The sequence below is a fragment of the Hydrobacter penzbergensis genome (assembly GCF_900106985.1).
Taxonomy (GTDB): domain Bacteria; phylum Bacteroidota; class Bacteroidia; order Chitinophagales; family Chitinophagaceae; genus Sediminibacterium; species Sediminibacterium magnilacihabitans.
In genome coordinates this window covers 92,394-108,514 of record NZ_FNNO01000005.1, presented here as the reverse complement: position 1 = coordinate 108,514, position 16,121 = coordinate 92,394, and the positions used below count along the sequence as shown (strand labels likewise).

11 protein-coding genes are annotated in these 16,121 nt (G+C 45.3%); 3 read left to right on the top strand and 8 right to left on the bottom strand.

The features are described from left to right. Positions 1-94: 94 nt before the first annotated feature. From BLU98_RS07235 to BLU98_RS07225, 3 genes are all read left to right on the top strand, one after another. Entirely contained in the window at positions 95-895 is an 801-nt protein-coding gene (locus tag BLU98_RS07235) for a DUF542 domain-containing protein (RefSeq protein WP_092723370.1), read from the top strand. A gap of 76 nt (positions 896-971) precedes the next feature. Next, complete coding sequence (locus BLU98_RS07230) at positions 972-2,192, top strand: sensor histidine kinase (RefSeq protein ID WP_257574788.1); 1,221 nt, start codon at positions 972-974, stop codon at positions 2,190-2,192. Beyond that, on the top strand, positions 2,189-3,244 hold the full coding sequence (locus tag BLU98_RS07225) for a response regulator (protein WP_092723368.1): 1,056 nt from the start codon (positions 2,189-2,191) through the stop codon (positions 3,242-3,244). Before BLU98_RS07230 ends, BLU98_RS07225 begins: the two co-directional genes overlap by 4 nt. Here the strand turns inward: BLU98_RS07225 and BLU98_RS07220 are convergent. From BLU98_RS07220 to BLU98_RS07185, 8 genes are all read right to left on the bottom strand, one after another. Next, entirely contained in the window at positions 3,241-3,696 is a 456-nt protein-coding gene (locus tag BLU98_RS07220; protein WP_092723367.1) for a bactofilin family protein, read from the bottom strand. The genes BLU98_RS07225 and BLU98_RS07220 overlap by 4 nt on opposite strands. Further along, positions 3,693-4,766, bottom strand: coding sequence for a ParM/StbA family protein (locus BLU98_RS07215; RefSeq protein WP_092723366.1), 1,074 nt, complete (start codon positions 4,764-4,766; stop codon positions 3,693-3,695). Before BLU98_RS07215 ends, BLU98_RS07220 begins: the two co-directional genes overlap by 4 nt. Positions 4,767-5,019: 253 nt before the next feature. Continuing rightward, positions 5,020-6,315: a DUF3472 domain-containing protein gene (locus tag BLU98_RS07210; RefSeq protein ID WP_092723365.1), complete on the bottom strand. Its 1,296-nt coding sequence runs from the start codon at positions 6,313-6,315 to the stop codon at positions 5,020-5,022. A gap of 23 nt (positions 6,316-6,338) precedes the next feature. Next, positions 6,339-9,491: a beta-galactosidase, LacZ type gene (gene lacZ, locus BLU98_RS07205; RefSeq protein WP_092723364.1), complete on the bottom strand. Its 3,153-nt coding sequence runs from the start codon at positions 9,489-9,491 to the stop codon at positions 6,339-6,341. 24 nt (positions 9,492-9,515) lie between these two features. Further along, entirely contained in the window at positions 9,516-10,637 is a 1,122-nt protein-coding gene (locus tag BLU98_RS07200) for a formylglycine-generating enzyme family protein (protein WP_092723363.1), read from the bottom strand. Then, the gene (locus BLU98_RS07195; protein WP_092723362.1) at positions 10,637-12,178 is read right to left on the bottom strand and encodes a sulfatase family protein; all 1,542 of its coding nucleotides are present in this window, start codon (positions 12,176-12,178) and stop codon (positions 10,637-10,639) included. The genes BLU98_RS07200 and BLU98_RS07195 overlap by 1 nt, the downstream gene beginning before the upstream one ends. Next, positions 12,175-14,553 (bottom strand): glycoside hydrolase family 95 protein, encoded by a 2,379-nt coding sequence (locus BLU98_RS07190; RefSeq protein ID WP_257574787.1) that lies wholly within the window; start codon positions 14,551-14,553, stop codon positions 12,175-12,177. The genes BLU98_RS07195 and BLU98_RS07190 overlap by 4 nt, the downstream gene beginning before the upstream one ends. 11 nt (positions 14,554-14,564) lie before the next feature. Then, a complete protein-coding gene (locus tag BLU98_RS07185) occupies positions 14,565-16,088 on the bottom strand; it encodes a sulfatase family protein (protein ID WP_092723360.1) in 1,524 nt (507 codons plus the stop codon). Positions 16,089-16,121: the final 33 nt, after the last annotated feature.

Below are 16,121 nucleotides of genomic sequence, written 5' to 3'. Positions count from 1 at the left end.
AGAGTCTTTTGTCTTTTATTGATCAAAAGTATCCTGCCTGCCGTGCCTCATATATGACCAATCTCAAAAAAGTGAATGATCTTTATCAGGAAGGATGGAAACAGGCATTTTTATTTTTGTTTCCATGACGCCATCCAACATTTCTGGCAAAGACGATCAGTTGCCATTGATAAATAAGCAAATGCCTGTTACGGAAATTGTGCAGAAAGATTACCGCACAGCCGATGTATTTCTCAAATATGATATCGAATTCTGCTGTGGAGGCAAATGGCCGCTGGAAATGGTATGCGAATCCAAGCAACTGGATACCGCTGTTATATTACTTGAACTGGAAGAAGCCTGCCGGTTGATACAACTCCCGCAAGGGAGCAGGTTTGAAGACTGGGGCACCGGCTTTCTGATCGATTTCATTCAAAATGTTTATCACCGGTATTTTAAAAAAGCGCTGGAGACAACTGTCAATTATACCAATCGCTTCCTCGAAGGGCATCTCAAAAAATTTCCCGAGTTAGAAAAAACGCCGGAGATTCTTCACAAGCTGTCATTGGCCATCAACAAACGCATGAACAACGAAGAAGAATCTTTCTTTCCTTATATCAAACAGGTTACCAATGCCTACCTGCGCAATGAGTCGTATGCAGGTCTGCTGGTGAAAACATTGCGCAAACCATGGCAGGAAACCATGCAGCAGGAATACAGCGAAGTGATAAAATGGCTGGATGAGCTGCGTTCTATTACAAACGATTATTATTTACCTGGTAATGCCTGTACAACACACCGCGTTAGCTTTTCAAAATTGCGGGAATTGGATCATGAACTCACGCAATACCTGCAATTGGAGCATACCATATTACTACCCAGGGTTGTTGAGGTGGAACAGGCGCTGCTGGCCTGATGCAGATTACAATCACTTTATTATATTTACAAACAGATTTATTCCTACTATTTGCGCTATGCTGGACCAGGCTCATATGACGTCTTTATTCGAGAATGCCACCGAAGGCATCATCCTTACGGGCCATCATGGCAATATCGTATTGGTAAACCCTGCAGCAGAGCGTATGTTTGGCTACCAGAATAGAGAAATCATTGGTCAGCCCATTGAAATATTGATCCCCGCGCAATTCAAGGCACACCATCACCATTTGAGAGATGGGTTTTACAAAACCCCTTCCAACCGTGTGATGGGCCAGGGGCGGGATCTGTTTGGCAAGAAAAAAGACGGCTCAAATATTCCCGTTGAAGTGAGCCTGAGTCATTATAAAAAAGACGACGAACTGTTCGTGATCGCCTTTATCGTAGACATTACACGCCGGAAAGAGATTGAACGGAATATGCTGGAGCAGCAAAAAGAACTGCAAAAAGTATCTACCGAGATCAGGAAGCTGAACGCCGAGCTGGAAGTGAAGGTAGAAGAACGAACGGTTATCCTTAAAGAAGCGCTTCAAAAACTGGAACAGTCGCAAAGAGAGCTGAGCGAAGCGCTTGATAAAGAAAAACAATTGAGTGAGATCAAGAGCCGTTTTGTTTCTATGGCTTCGCATGAATTCAGAACGCCTCTCAGCACCGTTTTATCTTCCGCTTCGCTATTAGCTAAATATACCACTACCGAAGAGCAGGAAAAACGGAGCAGGCATATCGATAAGATCAAAAGCTCGGTACGTCACCTGAATGATATACTGGAAGATTTTTTATCCCTCGGAAAGTTGGATGAAGGAAAAGTAGCAATATCCATCTCAGGATTTGATCTCAAATCATTCATCGATGACACCACGGAAGATATGAAGGGTCTGCTGAAAAAAGGGCAGCATATCCGGGTAGATTATACCGGAGAGCATTTCATTCATTCTGATAAAAAATTATTGCGGAATATTATCATTAACCTCATTACCAATGCCATTAAGTTTTCCGATGAAGACAGTGGTATCAGCATACAGACCTCCGTTAACGATGAAATTGCCTCCATTAGTGTAACTGATCATGGTATCGGTATTGCACCTGAAGACCAGGTGCATTTATTCTCCAGTTTCTTCCGGGGAGCCAATGCCAACAATATTGCCGGTACCGGGATGGGGCTGCATATTGTGAAACGCTATACCGATCTGCTGCAAGGTCAAACAAAATTGGAAAGCGAACTCCAAAAAGGAACACGTGTAACCATATCCATTCCTGTAAATCATCCTGCTTCATGAAAACCATCTTAGTCATCGACGATAATACAGACATACGCGACAATACTGCGGAAATCCTGGAAATGTCCGGTTACAAAACATTTACTGCCGAAAACGGTAAGAAGGGTGTAGAGGTAGCCATCAGGGAAAAGCCAGACCTGATCGTTTGCGATATTATGATGCCCGAGCTCGATGGATATGGAGTACTGCACCTGCTCCGCAAAAACCCCGAGACGCAATTCACCCCCTTTATTTTTCTTACAGCCAAAACAGAACGTGCTGATCTTAGGAAAGGTATGGAGATGGGGGCTGATGATTATATCACGAAGCCTTTTGAAGACATTGAACTGCTCAATGCTATTGAAGTGAGGCTGAAAAAAATACAGTTCCTGGGACATCATTACGCTATGTCGCCATCCGGCATCAGCCAGTTCCTGAAAGATGTAAAAGATACAGGGAGTTTTGGTCAGCTGGCAGAGCAATACAGCATCGAAACATACAGCAAAAAACAACCTTTATATCATGAGGGCAAGCGCCCCCGCTATCTCTATTACCTCGTAAGGGGCAAGGTGAAAGCTTTTAAAATACATGAAGACGGCAAAGAATATATTACCGATATTCTCAGCGATGGCGATTTCATCGGATACCATGCATTGATCAACGATTCGAATTATGCAGACAGTACCCTGATACTGGAGGAAGCGGAGATCATGCAGATCCCCAGGGAAGACTTTTTGCAGATGATCTATAAAGACATCCAGGTAGCCGCCAAATTCATACACATCATTACACAAAACATTAAAGAGAAAGAAGAAAGGCTTATCAGCCTGGCTTACAGTTCTCTCAGAAAACGTGTAGCAAAAGCCCTGGTAGATATTCATAGTAAATACAACAGCAATGGGGGTTCGAACCCAATTGAAATATCCCGGGACGATATTGCTCATTACATTGGTACTGCAACGGAATCACTCATTCGTACCCTTAGCGATTTTAAAGCAGAAAAACTGATACAGATCAAAGAAAGCAAGATCATCATTACCGATATCGGCAAGTTGCAGAACCTGTTGTATTAAAACCACGACTCAATACTGTCTTCTTCCTGCGGCACTCCTTTCTGAACGCCTGTTACCGGCTCGGACTTTAAAGGCGCGCTGCTTTTTGAACGTGTTTTTTTATGTTGTATCCGGGCTGCTTCTACCTGGGCGCCTTCTTCAATATCCAGTACAGGGCAGTTGAGTTTACCCCTGATACGCGCAGTATTGGCAATGACGGCCTTCTTACTGCTGGAAATATCTCCTTCCACTGTTCCGAATACCAGCAGGTCAGACGCATCTATATTCCCATTGATCACTCCGGTTTCGCCAATTACCAACTTATCCTCTGCAACGATATCACCCATCACCGTGCCATCGATCCTTCCTGCTGTGGCAGCGTTGATGTTTCCGTGTACGATCACTCCCCTGGAAAGAAAAAAGCCAGCGGTATGTGCACTTTGTAAAATATTTTTCAGACTTAACAGGCTCATTGCTTGTGGGGAGTGGGTGTGGGAGTAGCTGGCGTCAGGTCTTTATCCTGGAATACCGATACCGTAGTGCTTGAATTCCCAATGTCGATGCCCACACTTCGCTGCTGCTTGCCATCGGATATACGGAATGAATTATACAGGTACCCAATGCTGGCCAATTTTTCAGGTTCTGGCGCCACTTCCACCTGGATACTTCCATTGAATTCATTTTTAAACGCTTCAACCAGCTCCGGGTAATAAGCGCCACCACCCATGAGGTAAATTTTTTCACAGATTTCAAAATCCTGGTCGTTGAAATACTTGTTCAGCAGCAAATAGATCACTTCCCTGAAATACTGGTTGAGTATACTTTTGCGCAAACCCTTGATATCTACATTTTCACGGTTGATGAAAATAGACCCCTTACGAAACGCATCATCCAACTGATGCACGTTTTTCATTTTGAGGTAATAGCGTTTGCTTAGTTCCTGGTGCAGGTTATCGATGGCATATTGTAATCCATAAGAGCTGAAGCAGGTGCGATGTACCAATCCGTTCTCCGTTGCCATTCCCCCTTCAATGGTTCCAAAGCCCAGGCTGATGGCAATGAAATTGGTAGGAGGTTTGTTGCCGAGTATTTTTTTCAATCCGATGATGCATCCTACAATTTCCGGTATGACATCAAAATTATCAACATCGAATGTAGTTCGTTTGACACTTCCATTCACGTTATAGGTTTGGGTATCATATTCAGCCATGAAATGCCTTTTACTGAGGAATTGTTCAGCGGTTGACTTGTAAACACTGTACGTAGAAAACGGAAAACCCATTGTAACAGCAACGGGTTGTTCTACTTGTGCGGCTACGGTAATAAGCGCCGATTTAAACAATACTTCATAATCTTCCAGTTGTGGTGAAGCATTGGTAACATGGTTGGGATTGACACCGGCTCTTTTTGCCAGGTTGCCCACCATGTACCAGGTATCTTCTTTTTTGATTTTTAATCCGTTCAGCAAGTCTTTAGCAGAATTTTCGGTATTGCCGAAGGTAGTTTCCAGCACACTGGGGAAGTTAACAGTTAATACTTTCATCTAATACTTTATTTTAATAGTCAGGTAGACAGGGGAAAGGGCACTCAATTCAGAGTAAGTAGAGTTGATGCAATAGCAAGTGTTCTTTAAGTATTAGTATGGGCAGAAATATGCCACCAATATCAAGCCAAATTTGTTTTGGCAAGTAATTATTCTAATAAATAATTGATAAATTATCTTGAATTTCATTAAAATCAAGGAGCCCTGGCCAGCATGCTGCACTGACCAGGGCTCCTTACCGGAAGACTTTTCCTTATTGCAAGGCACCAAAGTCGATCGTTGGCTTCTCTTTACCCGGCGCATGCGCGAACACAGATCGCAACACCGTATTGTTACTGAAAAATCCGCCGTTACGCAGGAAGAAAGCGCCATTTTCTTCTCCACCGCTATAATCTATGCGATACCCTTTTTGCGCGGTGGCATCGCCGGTGAACACCATTTTGGTAAGAGGTAACCAATCACCGCTCTTGGGTTTTACCCATTGATTTTGGTAAAAAGCTTTACGTGTAACATTCCCCATAGAGGGATCGAAATTTTCCAGGAAAGAATGCAAACGCGTTAAACAAGTATGGGTATGCGGACGACTAAAGCTGGCAATCAATAACCACTTATGCTCCTCCGGTGCATAGAAATAAGCGGTATAGTTGGTATACTCATTGGCAACCGGCTCTGCATGCAACAGGAAACGATAAGTTTGACCGGCTTGCCAATTGTATTTCAGGTAACTCTGTCCCCCAGCGCCTTCGTTGCCAAATTCTCCTGCGTGTACCTGTTCTCCTTTTTTCAATAACCTGATCTTTTGATCTTCGGGTATGGACCTGGGGTCATCGGTTTTGAACGGACTCCACACAGAAAATAATACACGTCTTTCTGTTGTTGAATTTACCTGTATCCCAAAATAGCCTTCGGCAAATCCATCAGCCATAAAATAAGAACCAACAGGATCGCTTCCTATGGGCACTTTGATTTCATTATAGAACCATTCTATTTCGTTGCCGGTTCCGGAAAGATCATAATTGATATGCACCGAAGGGCCTCTTCTTCCCCAATAAAAATAATTGCCCTGGTTGTCTTTTACATACTTTGCTTCGGCATCAACCGATGTACCACTGAGGTGCAACTCGCTGATCGTTGCAAATTCAGCTCCTGTTTTTTTAAGTCCCACTATGTCTATTTTAACATAGCCAGCCGGAACAGTCCATTCACCGAACTCGTATTCTTTTGGGGTAGCGCCATTTACCCTGACTTTTTTCGCAACACCATTAATGGTACACTGTAGTTCCGATTGCCCCTTCTCTACTACAACAGGAACTGTTATTTTCAATGTTCCCGGCTTGGCCAGTTTCACATAAGCGCTGAACACGGCTTTTGCATTCCGCCATTCTTTCCATCCTTCATTGGTTACTTTCTCCGATGCAGTTCCTGCACGCACAGTAACCCAGGAATTACCACCCACAGGAACTGTAAGCGTTGTATCGCCGGTTGCCTGGAAAGCGGAAAGTCCTGCCACACACATAACAACAATAATCAACCAATATCGCTTTCTCATTTTTTGATTTTTAAATTTTAACCTTACCTGATTGGGCTGATCCAGTAACTGTATTCATAATTTGCAAAAGGCAGCCTGTATTCTTTCAACGGCCATGCACCCCAGCTATCCATTCCTTGCACACCTGTTTGTTGCAAGTCAATATGCAGGTATATTTCATTGCGTTCTGTCAGCTCTCCTGAATGGTATTGTTTCTTATCTACACCGGGATCCAGGTCGTTCATGCTGTAGGGCAATGCAGCCATATTCAATAAACTGTCACTGGCTGTAATGCGCAATCCTTTTCCTTTATCGTTGGTGAAGTTCACCCAACGCAAGTCTGATTTATTTCCGCTTTCCTGCGGCCTTGCATAAGGGAAATATTGTTCATTGACTGTTTGCTTGTAAATGCCCACCAACGAAGCAGATTTCCTGTCCCAATAACTTTCACCCGGTCCTCGGCCATACCATTCCATGTTACGGTATTGTTTGTTCAATTGCAGGTCATTACCTATTCTCATCAGGAGTGGATATTTTCCTTTTACTGCAGTAAAATGATTGCTGACTTTTATTTTTCCATCTGCATACACAGTAAATGTTTGCTCCTGTATCGCATCGCCATTCAATAATTCTTTTTTGAACTTCACTTCATAAGAGCCATCTGCGTTGGCATTATTAGTAACTGCTAACATTTTTCCTTCATTGTATGCATCACGCCACATACGCAGGTTGTGGTTAAAGCCGGCTCCTATATCGTTATCGGTAGGTGCGCGCCAGAATGCAGGCTGCGGGCCTTGTTGCAGCAATTCCTGTTTTTGCACACTGTATTGCTGCATGGTTCCGCTGGCTGCATCGAATTGTATGTTGAAGTCTTTACCGCTTACCGTAATGGTATTACCCGATTTGGCTCCGGTAACATTGCCTTTGCCGGTAACAGTCATTGGCAGGAGCGCTTTGCCCAGTGCAAATTGCTCGTACGCTGTTTCGTATCCCTTTTCCAGGAACGGCTCCGCTTCTTTTAACCGGTAATGCAGGTTGAGAAAATATTCTTTTCCTTCTTTTTGTTTTACCTGTATGGGTAAATTGATCGTAGCACTTTCACGTGGAGCAATGGAGAGTGTAGCCACTGTTCCTTTTTCAATCAGCTTACCATCTTCCATCAATTCCCATATCAATTCCACATTGTTGAGATTGCGGAAGAAATAACTGTTATTAATCGTAATACGGCTATTGCCTTCGTAAGTCGTTTTGATGTACTGGTACACTTTACGTATCTCCACAGCCATCGGTGTCATCTGTCGATAAGCTGTTACCACTCCTTTGATACAGAAATCATTATCGCTGAAGTTCTCATTTACCGGTCCTTCCAAAGGAAAGTCGCCACCATAGGCTTTGATGCGTTTCCCGTTTTTCACGGTATCGATAGACTGGTCGATCCATTCCCAAATAAAGCCGCCCTGTAATTTGGGATGGGTCTCAATCACATCCCAGTACTCTTTGAAATTGCCCAGGCTATTCCCCATGATGTGTGCGTATTCACTCATGATGAGCGGCCTGGTATTTTTACTTTTCGAATAACCGGCCAACCAGTCAGGCGACGGATATTGCGGCACGATCATATCAGTGTTGAAATCGAATTCCGCCCGCTCGTATTGTACCGGCCGGGTATCCTGTTGCTTCAACCATTCATACGCTTCGTAAAAATTGGCGCCATTGCCTGCTTCATTTCCGAGCGACCAGGTAACTACCGACGGATGGTTTTTATCTCTTTCATACATGCGCGTGATCCTTGCCAGGTGCGGTACGCGCCACAAGCGATCGTTGGCAAAAGTGGTTTCCAAACTATAATAGCGGCCATGTGATTCAATGTTGGCTTCGTCTACCACATAGAATCCGTATTCATCACAAAGATCCATCCAGTAAGGATCGGGAGGATAATGCGAATGGCGGACTGCATTCACGTTCAGCTTCTTCATCATCTCCATGTCTTTCCGCATATCTTCTTTTGTAAGCGTATGACCTTGTGTGGGATTGTGCTCATGCCTGTTCACGCCTTTGAGGAATACACGTTTGCCATTCACCAGGAAATCGCTCCCTTTTATTTCGATGGAGCGGAAACCTACTCTTTGTGGAACCACTTCCAGTACATTCCCATTCTTGTCTTTCAAGGTGAGGTACAAAGTATAGAGATAAGGTATCTCGGCCGACCAGGTATGCACACCGGGCAATTCTTTGCGGAAAGAAAGTTTTGCATGGTAATTACCCAGCGACTGTAGCAAGCCACTCTCTTCTTTTGCAATGCTGTTTCCACCGGCATCGGTCAGTTCCATGCTCACGAAGAAACTATCAGGTTTGCTGTGTAGCGTGTGTTGGTCTATCCTGTAGTTTTCTACTGTGATATCAACATTCAGCAAGCCCTTCGTATAAGTATTATCCAATCCTGCCGCTATTTTGAAATCGCGCAGATCCAATTTAGGTGTTGAATAGAGATAGACTTCCCTTTCAATGCCTGAAATACGCCACATATCCTGGCATTCGAGGTAAGAGCCATCACTCCAGCGGTATACTTGCAATGCCACCAGGTTCTCTCCCGGATGCACATACTTAGTGATATCGAATTCTGCAGCCAGTTTGCTATCCTCGCTATAACCTACTTTTCTTCCATTTACCCAGATAAAAAAAGCAGACTTCACCGCACCCAGATTAATGAATACCTGGCGGTCATTCCATGCATCGGGAATGTTTACCTTCTTGCGATAAGAGCCCACCGGGTTGTTGTCTTCCGGTATATCATAAGGCGGATCGAGTTTAGCGCCTGTTTTAGTGCTCCCTGCAAACTCATAAGGTTGGTTTACATAGATCGGCAATCCGTATCCATTCAGTTCCCAGTTGGCGGGCACTTTAAAATTTTTCCAGCCGGCATCGTCAAAATCTGTTTTATAAAAATCTGCCGGTCGCTTCCGCGGATCCTGCACCCAATTGAATTTCCAATCACCATTCATTGAAATAAAATAGCCCGATTGTTCCTTTTGTTTTTTTGCTGCCAGCTCCCTGCTTTCGAAAGCGAAAGCGCTGGCGCGCATGGGCAGTCGGTTCTCCGAAACGATATCGGGCGTCTGTAATTCAGTGGGAAGTTGTTGCGCTCCCGCCTGCAATAAAAGCAAGAGAGCCGATCCTAAGAGCAATTGTTTTTTCATGACGTATTTAAGATGATCGAAAGACTATTTTGATGCTACACAACGGAAGCCTGTATGCTCCAGTCCCGTATCGGTAGAAGTTTTCATTCGCGATGTTACCCTGTACCCTTTACAATAAGAAGCGTTGCACATGAACGATCCGCCGCGCACCACTTTCTTGGGAACAGTAGGTTCCATAGGATCATAGCTGGACGAAGGGCCTGTTGGATTAGCCGTTACTTTATTCTTCAATGATTGATAATAATCAGGACGATACCAGTCTGCCGTCCATTCCCAAACATTACCGGCCATATCGTACAAGCCATATCCGTTGGGAGCGAAAGACCGCACGGGCGCCAGCCTGTCGAAATGATCCCAATCGGTATTCTTCACAGGAAAAACACCTTGCCAGGTATTGGCTTTGGGTTTACCCGATTCAATGGCTTCATTGCCCCAGGGATATTTGGCATTGGCCAGTCCACCCCTCGCTGCATATTCCCATTCCGCTTCGGTGGGCAAACGTTTACCGGCCCATTTGCAATAGGCTACGGCATCATCCCACGAAATATGTACCACCGGGTAATGGTCCTTGCCATTGATATTGCTGTTGGAGCCTTCAGGATGTTTCCAGTTAGCGCCTTTTACCCAGCTCCACCATTGCGATACATCTGTTAAAGGAACGGGATGATCCGGCTGTGTAAACACCAGCGAGGCAGCTACCAATTGGCTTTCATCGGGCTTTGGCGTACCAGGAGGTAATTGTTTTTTCATCTCTTCCCAGTCCGGCGCTTTTTCTGCTGTAGTGATATAACCGGTAGCCTTCACGAATTTTTTAAAATCGGCATTGGTCACTTCATTCGCATCCATCCAGAAACCATCCAGCTTAACCTGGTGCTGCGGGTATTCATCGGGTCTTCCTTCATCATCCGATGCGCCCATTGCGAATGTACCTCCGGCAATCCACACCATGCCTTCATGCGAAATTTTTCCTTCGGTAATAGTGATACTGTCTGTCTTCTTTACTGCAAAACGTTGCGGCAGATTTTTTTCGCAGGAAAGCATGCTGTCTTTTTTACCTGCGTTCGCTGCCTGCTCTTGTTGATGGTTCTTACAGGAGCCGAGCAACAGCGTTGCAATAAAGAAATATGTTTTGAACTGATATTTCATTAGTCCTTAACCTCCTGCTCAAAAATTTTCATTGCTTCATCATCATGGTATTGGTTGATCAGATCCTTTAGTTGTTGTTTTAATGAAGCAACCAGCCGGCTGTTCTTTTTTTCTGTATAAAGGTTCTTCATTTCGGCAGGGTCTTTCTTCAGATCATAGAGTTCCCATGCATCTGCAGGTCCGTAAAAACGGATCAGTTTATACTGAAGGGTGCGGATACCAAAATGAGGCGATACACGATGCGGCTCGGGATATTCATAATAATGATAGTAAGCTGCTTTGCGCCAGTCTTTCGAATTGCCGGTTTGCAACAAGGGCAGGAAAGAATTTCCTTGTATAGAAGCAGGTGCCGTTACCCCGGCAATATTCAATATGGTAGGTGCGAAGTCGATGTTCACGATCATATCATTCACCGAGGTTCCCGGTTTGATAACACCGGGATAACGCATCACCAACGGTGTTTTCATAGACTCTTCATACATGAACCGTTTATCAAACCAACCATGTTCTCCCAGGTAAAAACCCTGGTCAGAAGCATAGATCACCACCGTGTTTTGTGTGAGTCCGTTCTTATCCAGGTAGTCCAGTATTTTACCAATGTTGCGATCCAGCGACCGGGCGGTGGACAGGTAATCTCTCATGTAGTGCTGGTACTTCCATTCTACAAGCGCTTTTCCTTTGTACTGGCGTTCGTCAAAATCCTTACTCACTTTATCGTAATAAGCTTTGAAAGCATTTCTTTGTTCCGGTGTCATGCGGCCATACATGCCTCTTTCGCTATAGTTGGCATGCACTTTCAGATCGTAATCGAGCAGCATGGTTTTATCAACCGTCATGTCCTGGTTCTTTGCTGCAAGACGGCCTTTGTAATCATCGTAAAAGTTAGCGGGCAATGGGAATTGTTTATCATCAAAAGCGCCCAGGTCTTGTATATCAGGTAACCAACTCCGGTGCGTAGCTTTTTCTCCTATCACCATACAAAAAGGTTTGGATGTATCCCTGTGATCGAGCCAATCGAAACTCAGCTGGGTGATCACATCGGTGATATAACCTTTGAGGCGAACGGTGTCGTTCTTCGGACCAATAAAGTCAGGGTTATAATATTGTCCCTGGTCCGGCGGCACCTGCCAGTAATCAAATGCATCTCCCGGCAATGTTTGCAAATGCCACTTGCCGATCCAGCTGGTCTGGTAATTTTTTTGTTTGAGCAGGCGGGAGAACACTTCCTGCCGGATATCAAAGGGGTTGGAAATATTATTCACTTTCAATCCATTGATATGGCTGTATTTGCCGGTAAGCAATGTAGCCCTGCTCGGCGCACAGAGCGAGTTGGTAACACAGGCATTCTGAAAAATGGCGCCTTCCCTGGCGATGCGATCGATATTGGGCGTTTGCATCAACTTACTTCCATAAGCACTGATGGCCTGGTAAGCATGGTCATCGGAGAAGATGATGAGTATGTTGGGCGCTTTTTTATTTTGCTGCGCCGTCAACGTCAAGCAGCATAACAAACTGCTCAACACCAGTATGGATCTGATCATAAACTGATTTTTTTAGACTGACCTTTTATTGTTGGGAAGCTGATTAATTTTTGATTCACCATGATCTTACATTCACCACCGGCATGCGAGACTATTTTACAACCGGTTACTCTGCCTTCTTTCCATTCCATGTCTACCACAAATCCACCTCTTGCACAAAGCCCTTTTACAGAACCGCTGCCACTCCATGCAGCAGGCAGGGCAGGCAGCAGCTGTATATAATGCTCCTGCGACTGGATAAGCATTTCTGCAATACCAGCCGTTCCCCCAAAATTACCATCGATTTGGAAAGGCGGATGGCCGCAGAATAAATTCGCATAAGTACCGCCGCCGCCAGACATTACAATGCCCATACGTGTTACCGGCTTGAGCAACTGGTTCAATAAGATCAGTGCATGATCGCCATCACCCAGTCTTGCCCAGAAATTGATCTTCCAGGCTTTGGACCATCCCGTACCCCCATCGCCCCTGTCGGCCAGGGTTTTCCTCGCAGCTTTTGCCAGCTCAGGTGTTCGTACAATGCTGATCTCATCATAAGGGTGCAGGCCATACAGGTGAGATACGTGCCTGTGCTGGGGTTCCGCATCTTTCCAGTCATCAAGCCATTCATTCAGATCGCCCGCTGCACCTACCTGGTCAGGCGCGAGTTGCGGAAGCAATTGTTGCAACTCCTTACTCCAATCGCTGTTGGTATTCAGAATAGCCGATGCATGAATACAGGCATTGAATAATTCGCGGCATATCTGCATATCGATGGCAGGTCCCATGGCAGTCTGGCCATGAAAACCATCGGGCGTGATATAAGTATTCTCGGGAGAATTGGAAGGCGCTGTAACCAGCCAGCCATGTTTGGGTTCGCGTATCAGTACAGATTGCAGGAATTGCGCAGCGCCCTTGAGTACGGGAAAATACGTTCTCAAAAAAGCAGTGTCTTTGGTAAACCGGTAATGTTCCCAGATATGCTCGCAAAGCCAGGCGCCTCCTGTAAGCGTAGAGCCCCATTCAGCACCTTCGCCCGGAGAAGTATAATGCCATGGATTACTGATCACATGCGCTACCCATCCCTTTGCATTGTAATAAGCCTTCGCCGTTTTCTCACCAGGTATCACCAGGTCTTTGGTAAAACGGTGCAATGGTTCTGCCAAGCTGCTGAGGTTGGTAGTCTCTGCGAGCCAATAATTCATTTGGATGTTGATGTTCAAATGATAATCGCCATTCCAGGGTGTTTGGTATTCTGTAGCCCACAATCCCTGCAGGTTCGCGGGCAGCAGGCCAGGGCGGGATGACGAGATCAGCAAGTACCTTCCGAAATTGAAATACAACACCGGCAATGCTAAGTCCTGTTCACCTTTATTATAACGGATCAGCCGCTGGATGGTAGTCAGACCCGATACTGCATCATTGGCAGGCATCTGCCAACGGCATCGGTTGAAATATTTTTGATAGGCAGCAGCGCTTTTGCTTTCTGCAACAGCATATTGCATGGCCTTTGTTGCCGATAAATAATGTAAGCATTGTGCAAGTGGATCCGGTGCGATGAGTTGGGAAGTATTCCAGTTAAAATTCGTAGCCGCTGCTATTTTGATCCAGCATTCTGAAGCGCCTTCTATGTGCAATACATTTCCTTCTGCCGTTATTTTACCATCCTTAATAACAGGTTGTACTACCGATGCAAAGCGCATACCTTTCTCTTTACCCGATGGCAATTGTCCCTGCATGATCAGCTGATTTGCATTCGCTGTTACGGTTGCATGTTCTTTCCGGTAAAGTGATAACCTGGCATCGATGCCGGCTTTGCCGGAACTGCTCAACTTTATCCAAATGATATCATTCACAAAATCTGCAAATAATTCTTCTTTTATTTGCTGTCCATTACGCTTGAAACGGGTAACTGCTTTGGCATTTTCAAGATCCAATTGCCTTGTATATTCAGTAACAGGCATTGCACTGTCTTTCCATTCAATAAAAAGATCGCCGAGTGCCTGGTAACATCCATATTTCACATGGGCTCCACTTCCAAAACCCGAACCTTCTCCTTTCGCAATAAAATGTTTTTGCAGCAATGCCTGTGCTTCCCTGTTTTTTCCGGCGAGCAGCAAATCTTGTATGGGTTTCAGGTATTGATAGGCTTCCCGGCTGTCTGCATCCTGCTCTCCGCCAGACCATAAAGAGATCTCATTGAGCGCGATCCTTTCTTTGCCAGTACTGCCATACATCATAGCGCCCATTCTGCCATTACCCAATGGGAGGCTTTCTGTAAAAACTTTAGCAGCCGTATCAAATACAACCGTAATAGCTGCCCGTTGTGCATGCAATGCTCCTGTCAGCAACAGCAGTGTGGTGGTAGCAATTGTTCTTACTGCAAAATGCATCATCCGATGTTTTATTAGTTATCAGCTTTTACTTTATCTAATAAAGCAGCCAATTCTTTTACGATCTCCGGGTGCTGTTCTGCTACATTGTACTGTTCACGAATATCTGTTTGCATATTGTACAATTGCGGCTTGGGTAAATTGCCCAATTCTATATTCACCGCTTTGTCGTAAGCCGCTCCGTTATTGGGTACAATGTATTTCCATTGTCCTTTGGTAACGGATAAACCGCGCGCATCTTCTATGAGAAAGGCCCTGTCTTCATCATGCTTACCCAACAAAACACGCAGCCGTTCAAAACTATCGGGACCATCGCCATTATTCAATGCGTAGCCGGCCAGCTTTGCCAATGAAGCATAAAGGTCAACCTGACTGAACAATGCATTCGTTGTTTTACCTGCTTTCACCTCCCCGGGCCATTTCACAATCAATGGCACCCTTGTGCCTGCTTCAAATATGCTGTATTTGCCTCCGCGCAATGCACCGCCGGGGTGATGATCGCCCAAATGCTCTACCGACCCATCAAGGTAACCATCATTCACCACCGGTCCGTTATCACTGCTGAAAATGATCATGGTATTGTTGGTCAGGTGCAGGCTGTCCAGTGCATGCACAATTTGTCCAACCGTATAATCCAATTGCAAAATCGCATCTCCCCGCAATCCCATACCACTCTTACCCCTGAACATACTGTGCGGATAACGCGGCACATGAATATCGCCTGTTGCAAAATATAGAAAGAAAGGCTGTTGTTTGTTTTTGCCGATGAACTGTATCGCCTTTTGTGTGATCGTTCCGGCGATGTCTTCATCTTTCCAGCGTGCACTGTGACCGCCGCTCATCCATCCAATCCTGCTGATGCTGTCGATGATGGTCTGGTTATGCCCTTGCTGTGGATCGGGCTTAATGCGAAGCATTTCGGGATTTTCCTTGCCAGTAGGGTCGTTGCCGATCTTGTGTTGATAATTCACTGCTATCGGATCGCTGGGGTCGAGGTTCACCACGCGATGGTTTTCTACATATACACAAGGTACCCTGTCGAGTGTGGCGGGCATGATGAATGAATAAGTAAAGCCTACTTCATTGGGGCCCGGTTTGATATCGCCATTCCAATCGATCGTACCATTGGTGCCAAGTCCCAGGTGCCATTTGCCAATGGCCGCCGTTTGATAGCCTGCCTGCTGCAAAGTCAGCGGCATGGTTCCTTTATTCATGGGAATAATCAGCGAGGCATCGCCGGGCGCTATGCCGGTTCCTTTTTGTCGCCAGGGATATTTACCGGTAAGGATGCCATAACGTGAAGGTGTGCAGGTAGCCGAAGTGCTGTGGGCATTGGTGAATCTCAATCCTTGCGCAGCCAGCCGATCAATATGAGGCGTTTGGATCCTCGTCATTCCATAACAACTCAGATCGCCATAGCCTACATCATCGGCATAAATGATGATGATATTAGGCTTTTGTTGTGCAGATACGGCACAGGCAAAAAAAAGAGTAACAAACAGCACTAACTGTTTACTGGCAGTAAACCTGGTGGTCATGATATTGCGGTTGGACTTTGATACTACCTGCTA

Excerpts from the sequence above, each read along its gene's own strand:
- BLU98_RS07200 (WP_092723363.1), bottom strand. The coding sequence starts at position 10,637 with ATGAAATATCAGTTCAAAACATATTTCTTTATTGCAACGCTGTTGCTC.
- BLU98_RS07195 (WP_092723362.1), bottom strand. The coding sequence starts at position 12,178 with ATGATCAGATCCATACTGGTGTTGAGCAGTTTGTTATGCTGCTTGACG.
- BLU98_RS07210 (WP_092723365.1), bottom strand. The coding sequence starts at position 6,315 with ATGAGAAAGCGATATTGGTTGATTATTGTTGTTATGTGTGTGGCAGGA.
- BLU98_RS07215 (WP_092723366.1), bottom strand. The coding sequence starts at position 4,766 with ATGAAAGTATTAACTGTTAACTTCCCCAGTGTGCTGGAAACTACCTTC.
- BLU98_RS07190 (WP_257574787.1), bottom strand. The coding sequence starts at position 14,553 with ATGATGCATTTTGCAGTAAGAACAATTGCTACCACCACACTGCTGTTG.
- BLU98_RS07185 (WP_092723360.1), bottom strand. The coding sequence starts at position 16,088 with ATGACCACCAGGTTTACTGCCAGTAAACAGTTAGTGCTGTTTGTTACT.
- BLU98_RS07220 (WP_092723367.1), bottom strand. The coding sequence starts at position 3,696 with ATGAGCCTGTTAAGTCTGAAAAATATTTTACAAAGTGCACATACCGCT.
- BLU98_RS07230 (WP_257574788.1), top strand. The coding sequence starts at position 972 with ATGACGTCTTTATTCGAGAATGCCACCGAAGGCATCATCCTTACGGGC.
- BLU98_RS07225 (WP_092723368.1), top strand. The coding sequence starts at position 2,189 with ATGAAAACCATCTTAGTCATCGACGATAATACAGACATACGCGACAAT.
- BLU98_RS07235 (WP_092723370.1), top strand. The coding sequence starts at position 95 with ATGGAAACAGGCATTTTTATTTTTGTTTCCATGACGCCATCCAACATT.
- lacZ (WP_092723364.1), bottom strand. The coding sequence starts at position 9,491 with ATGAAAAAACAATTGCTCTTAGGATCGGCTCTCTTGCTTTTATTGCAG.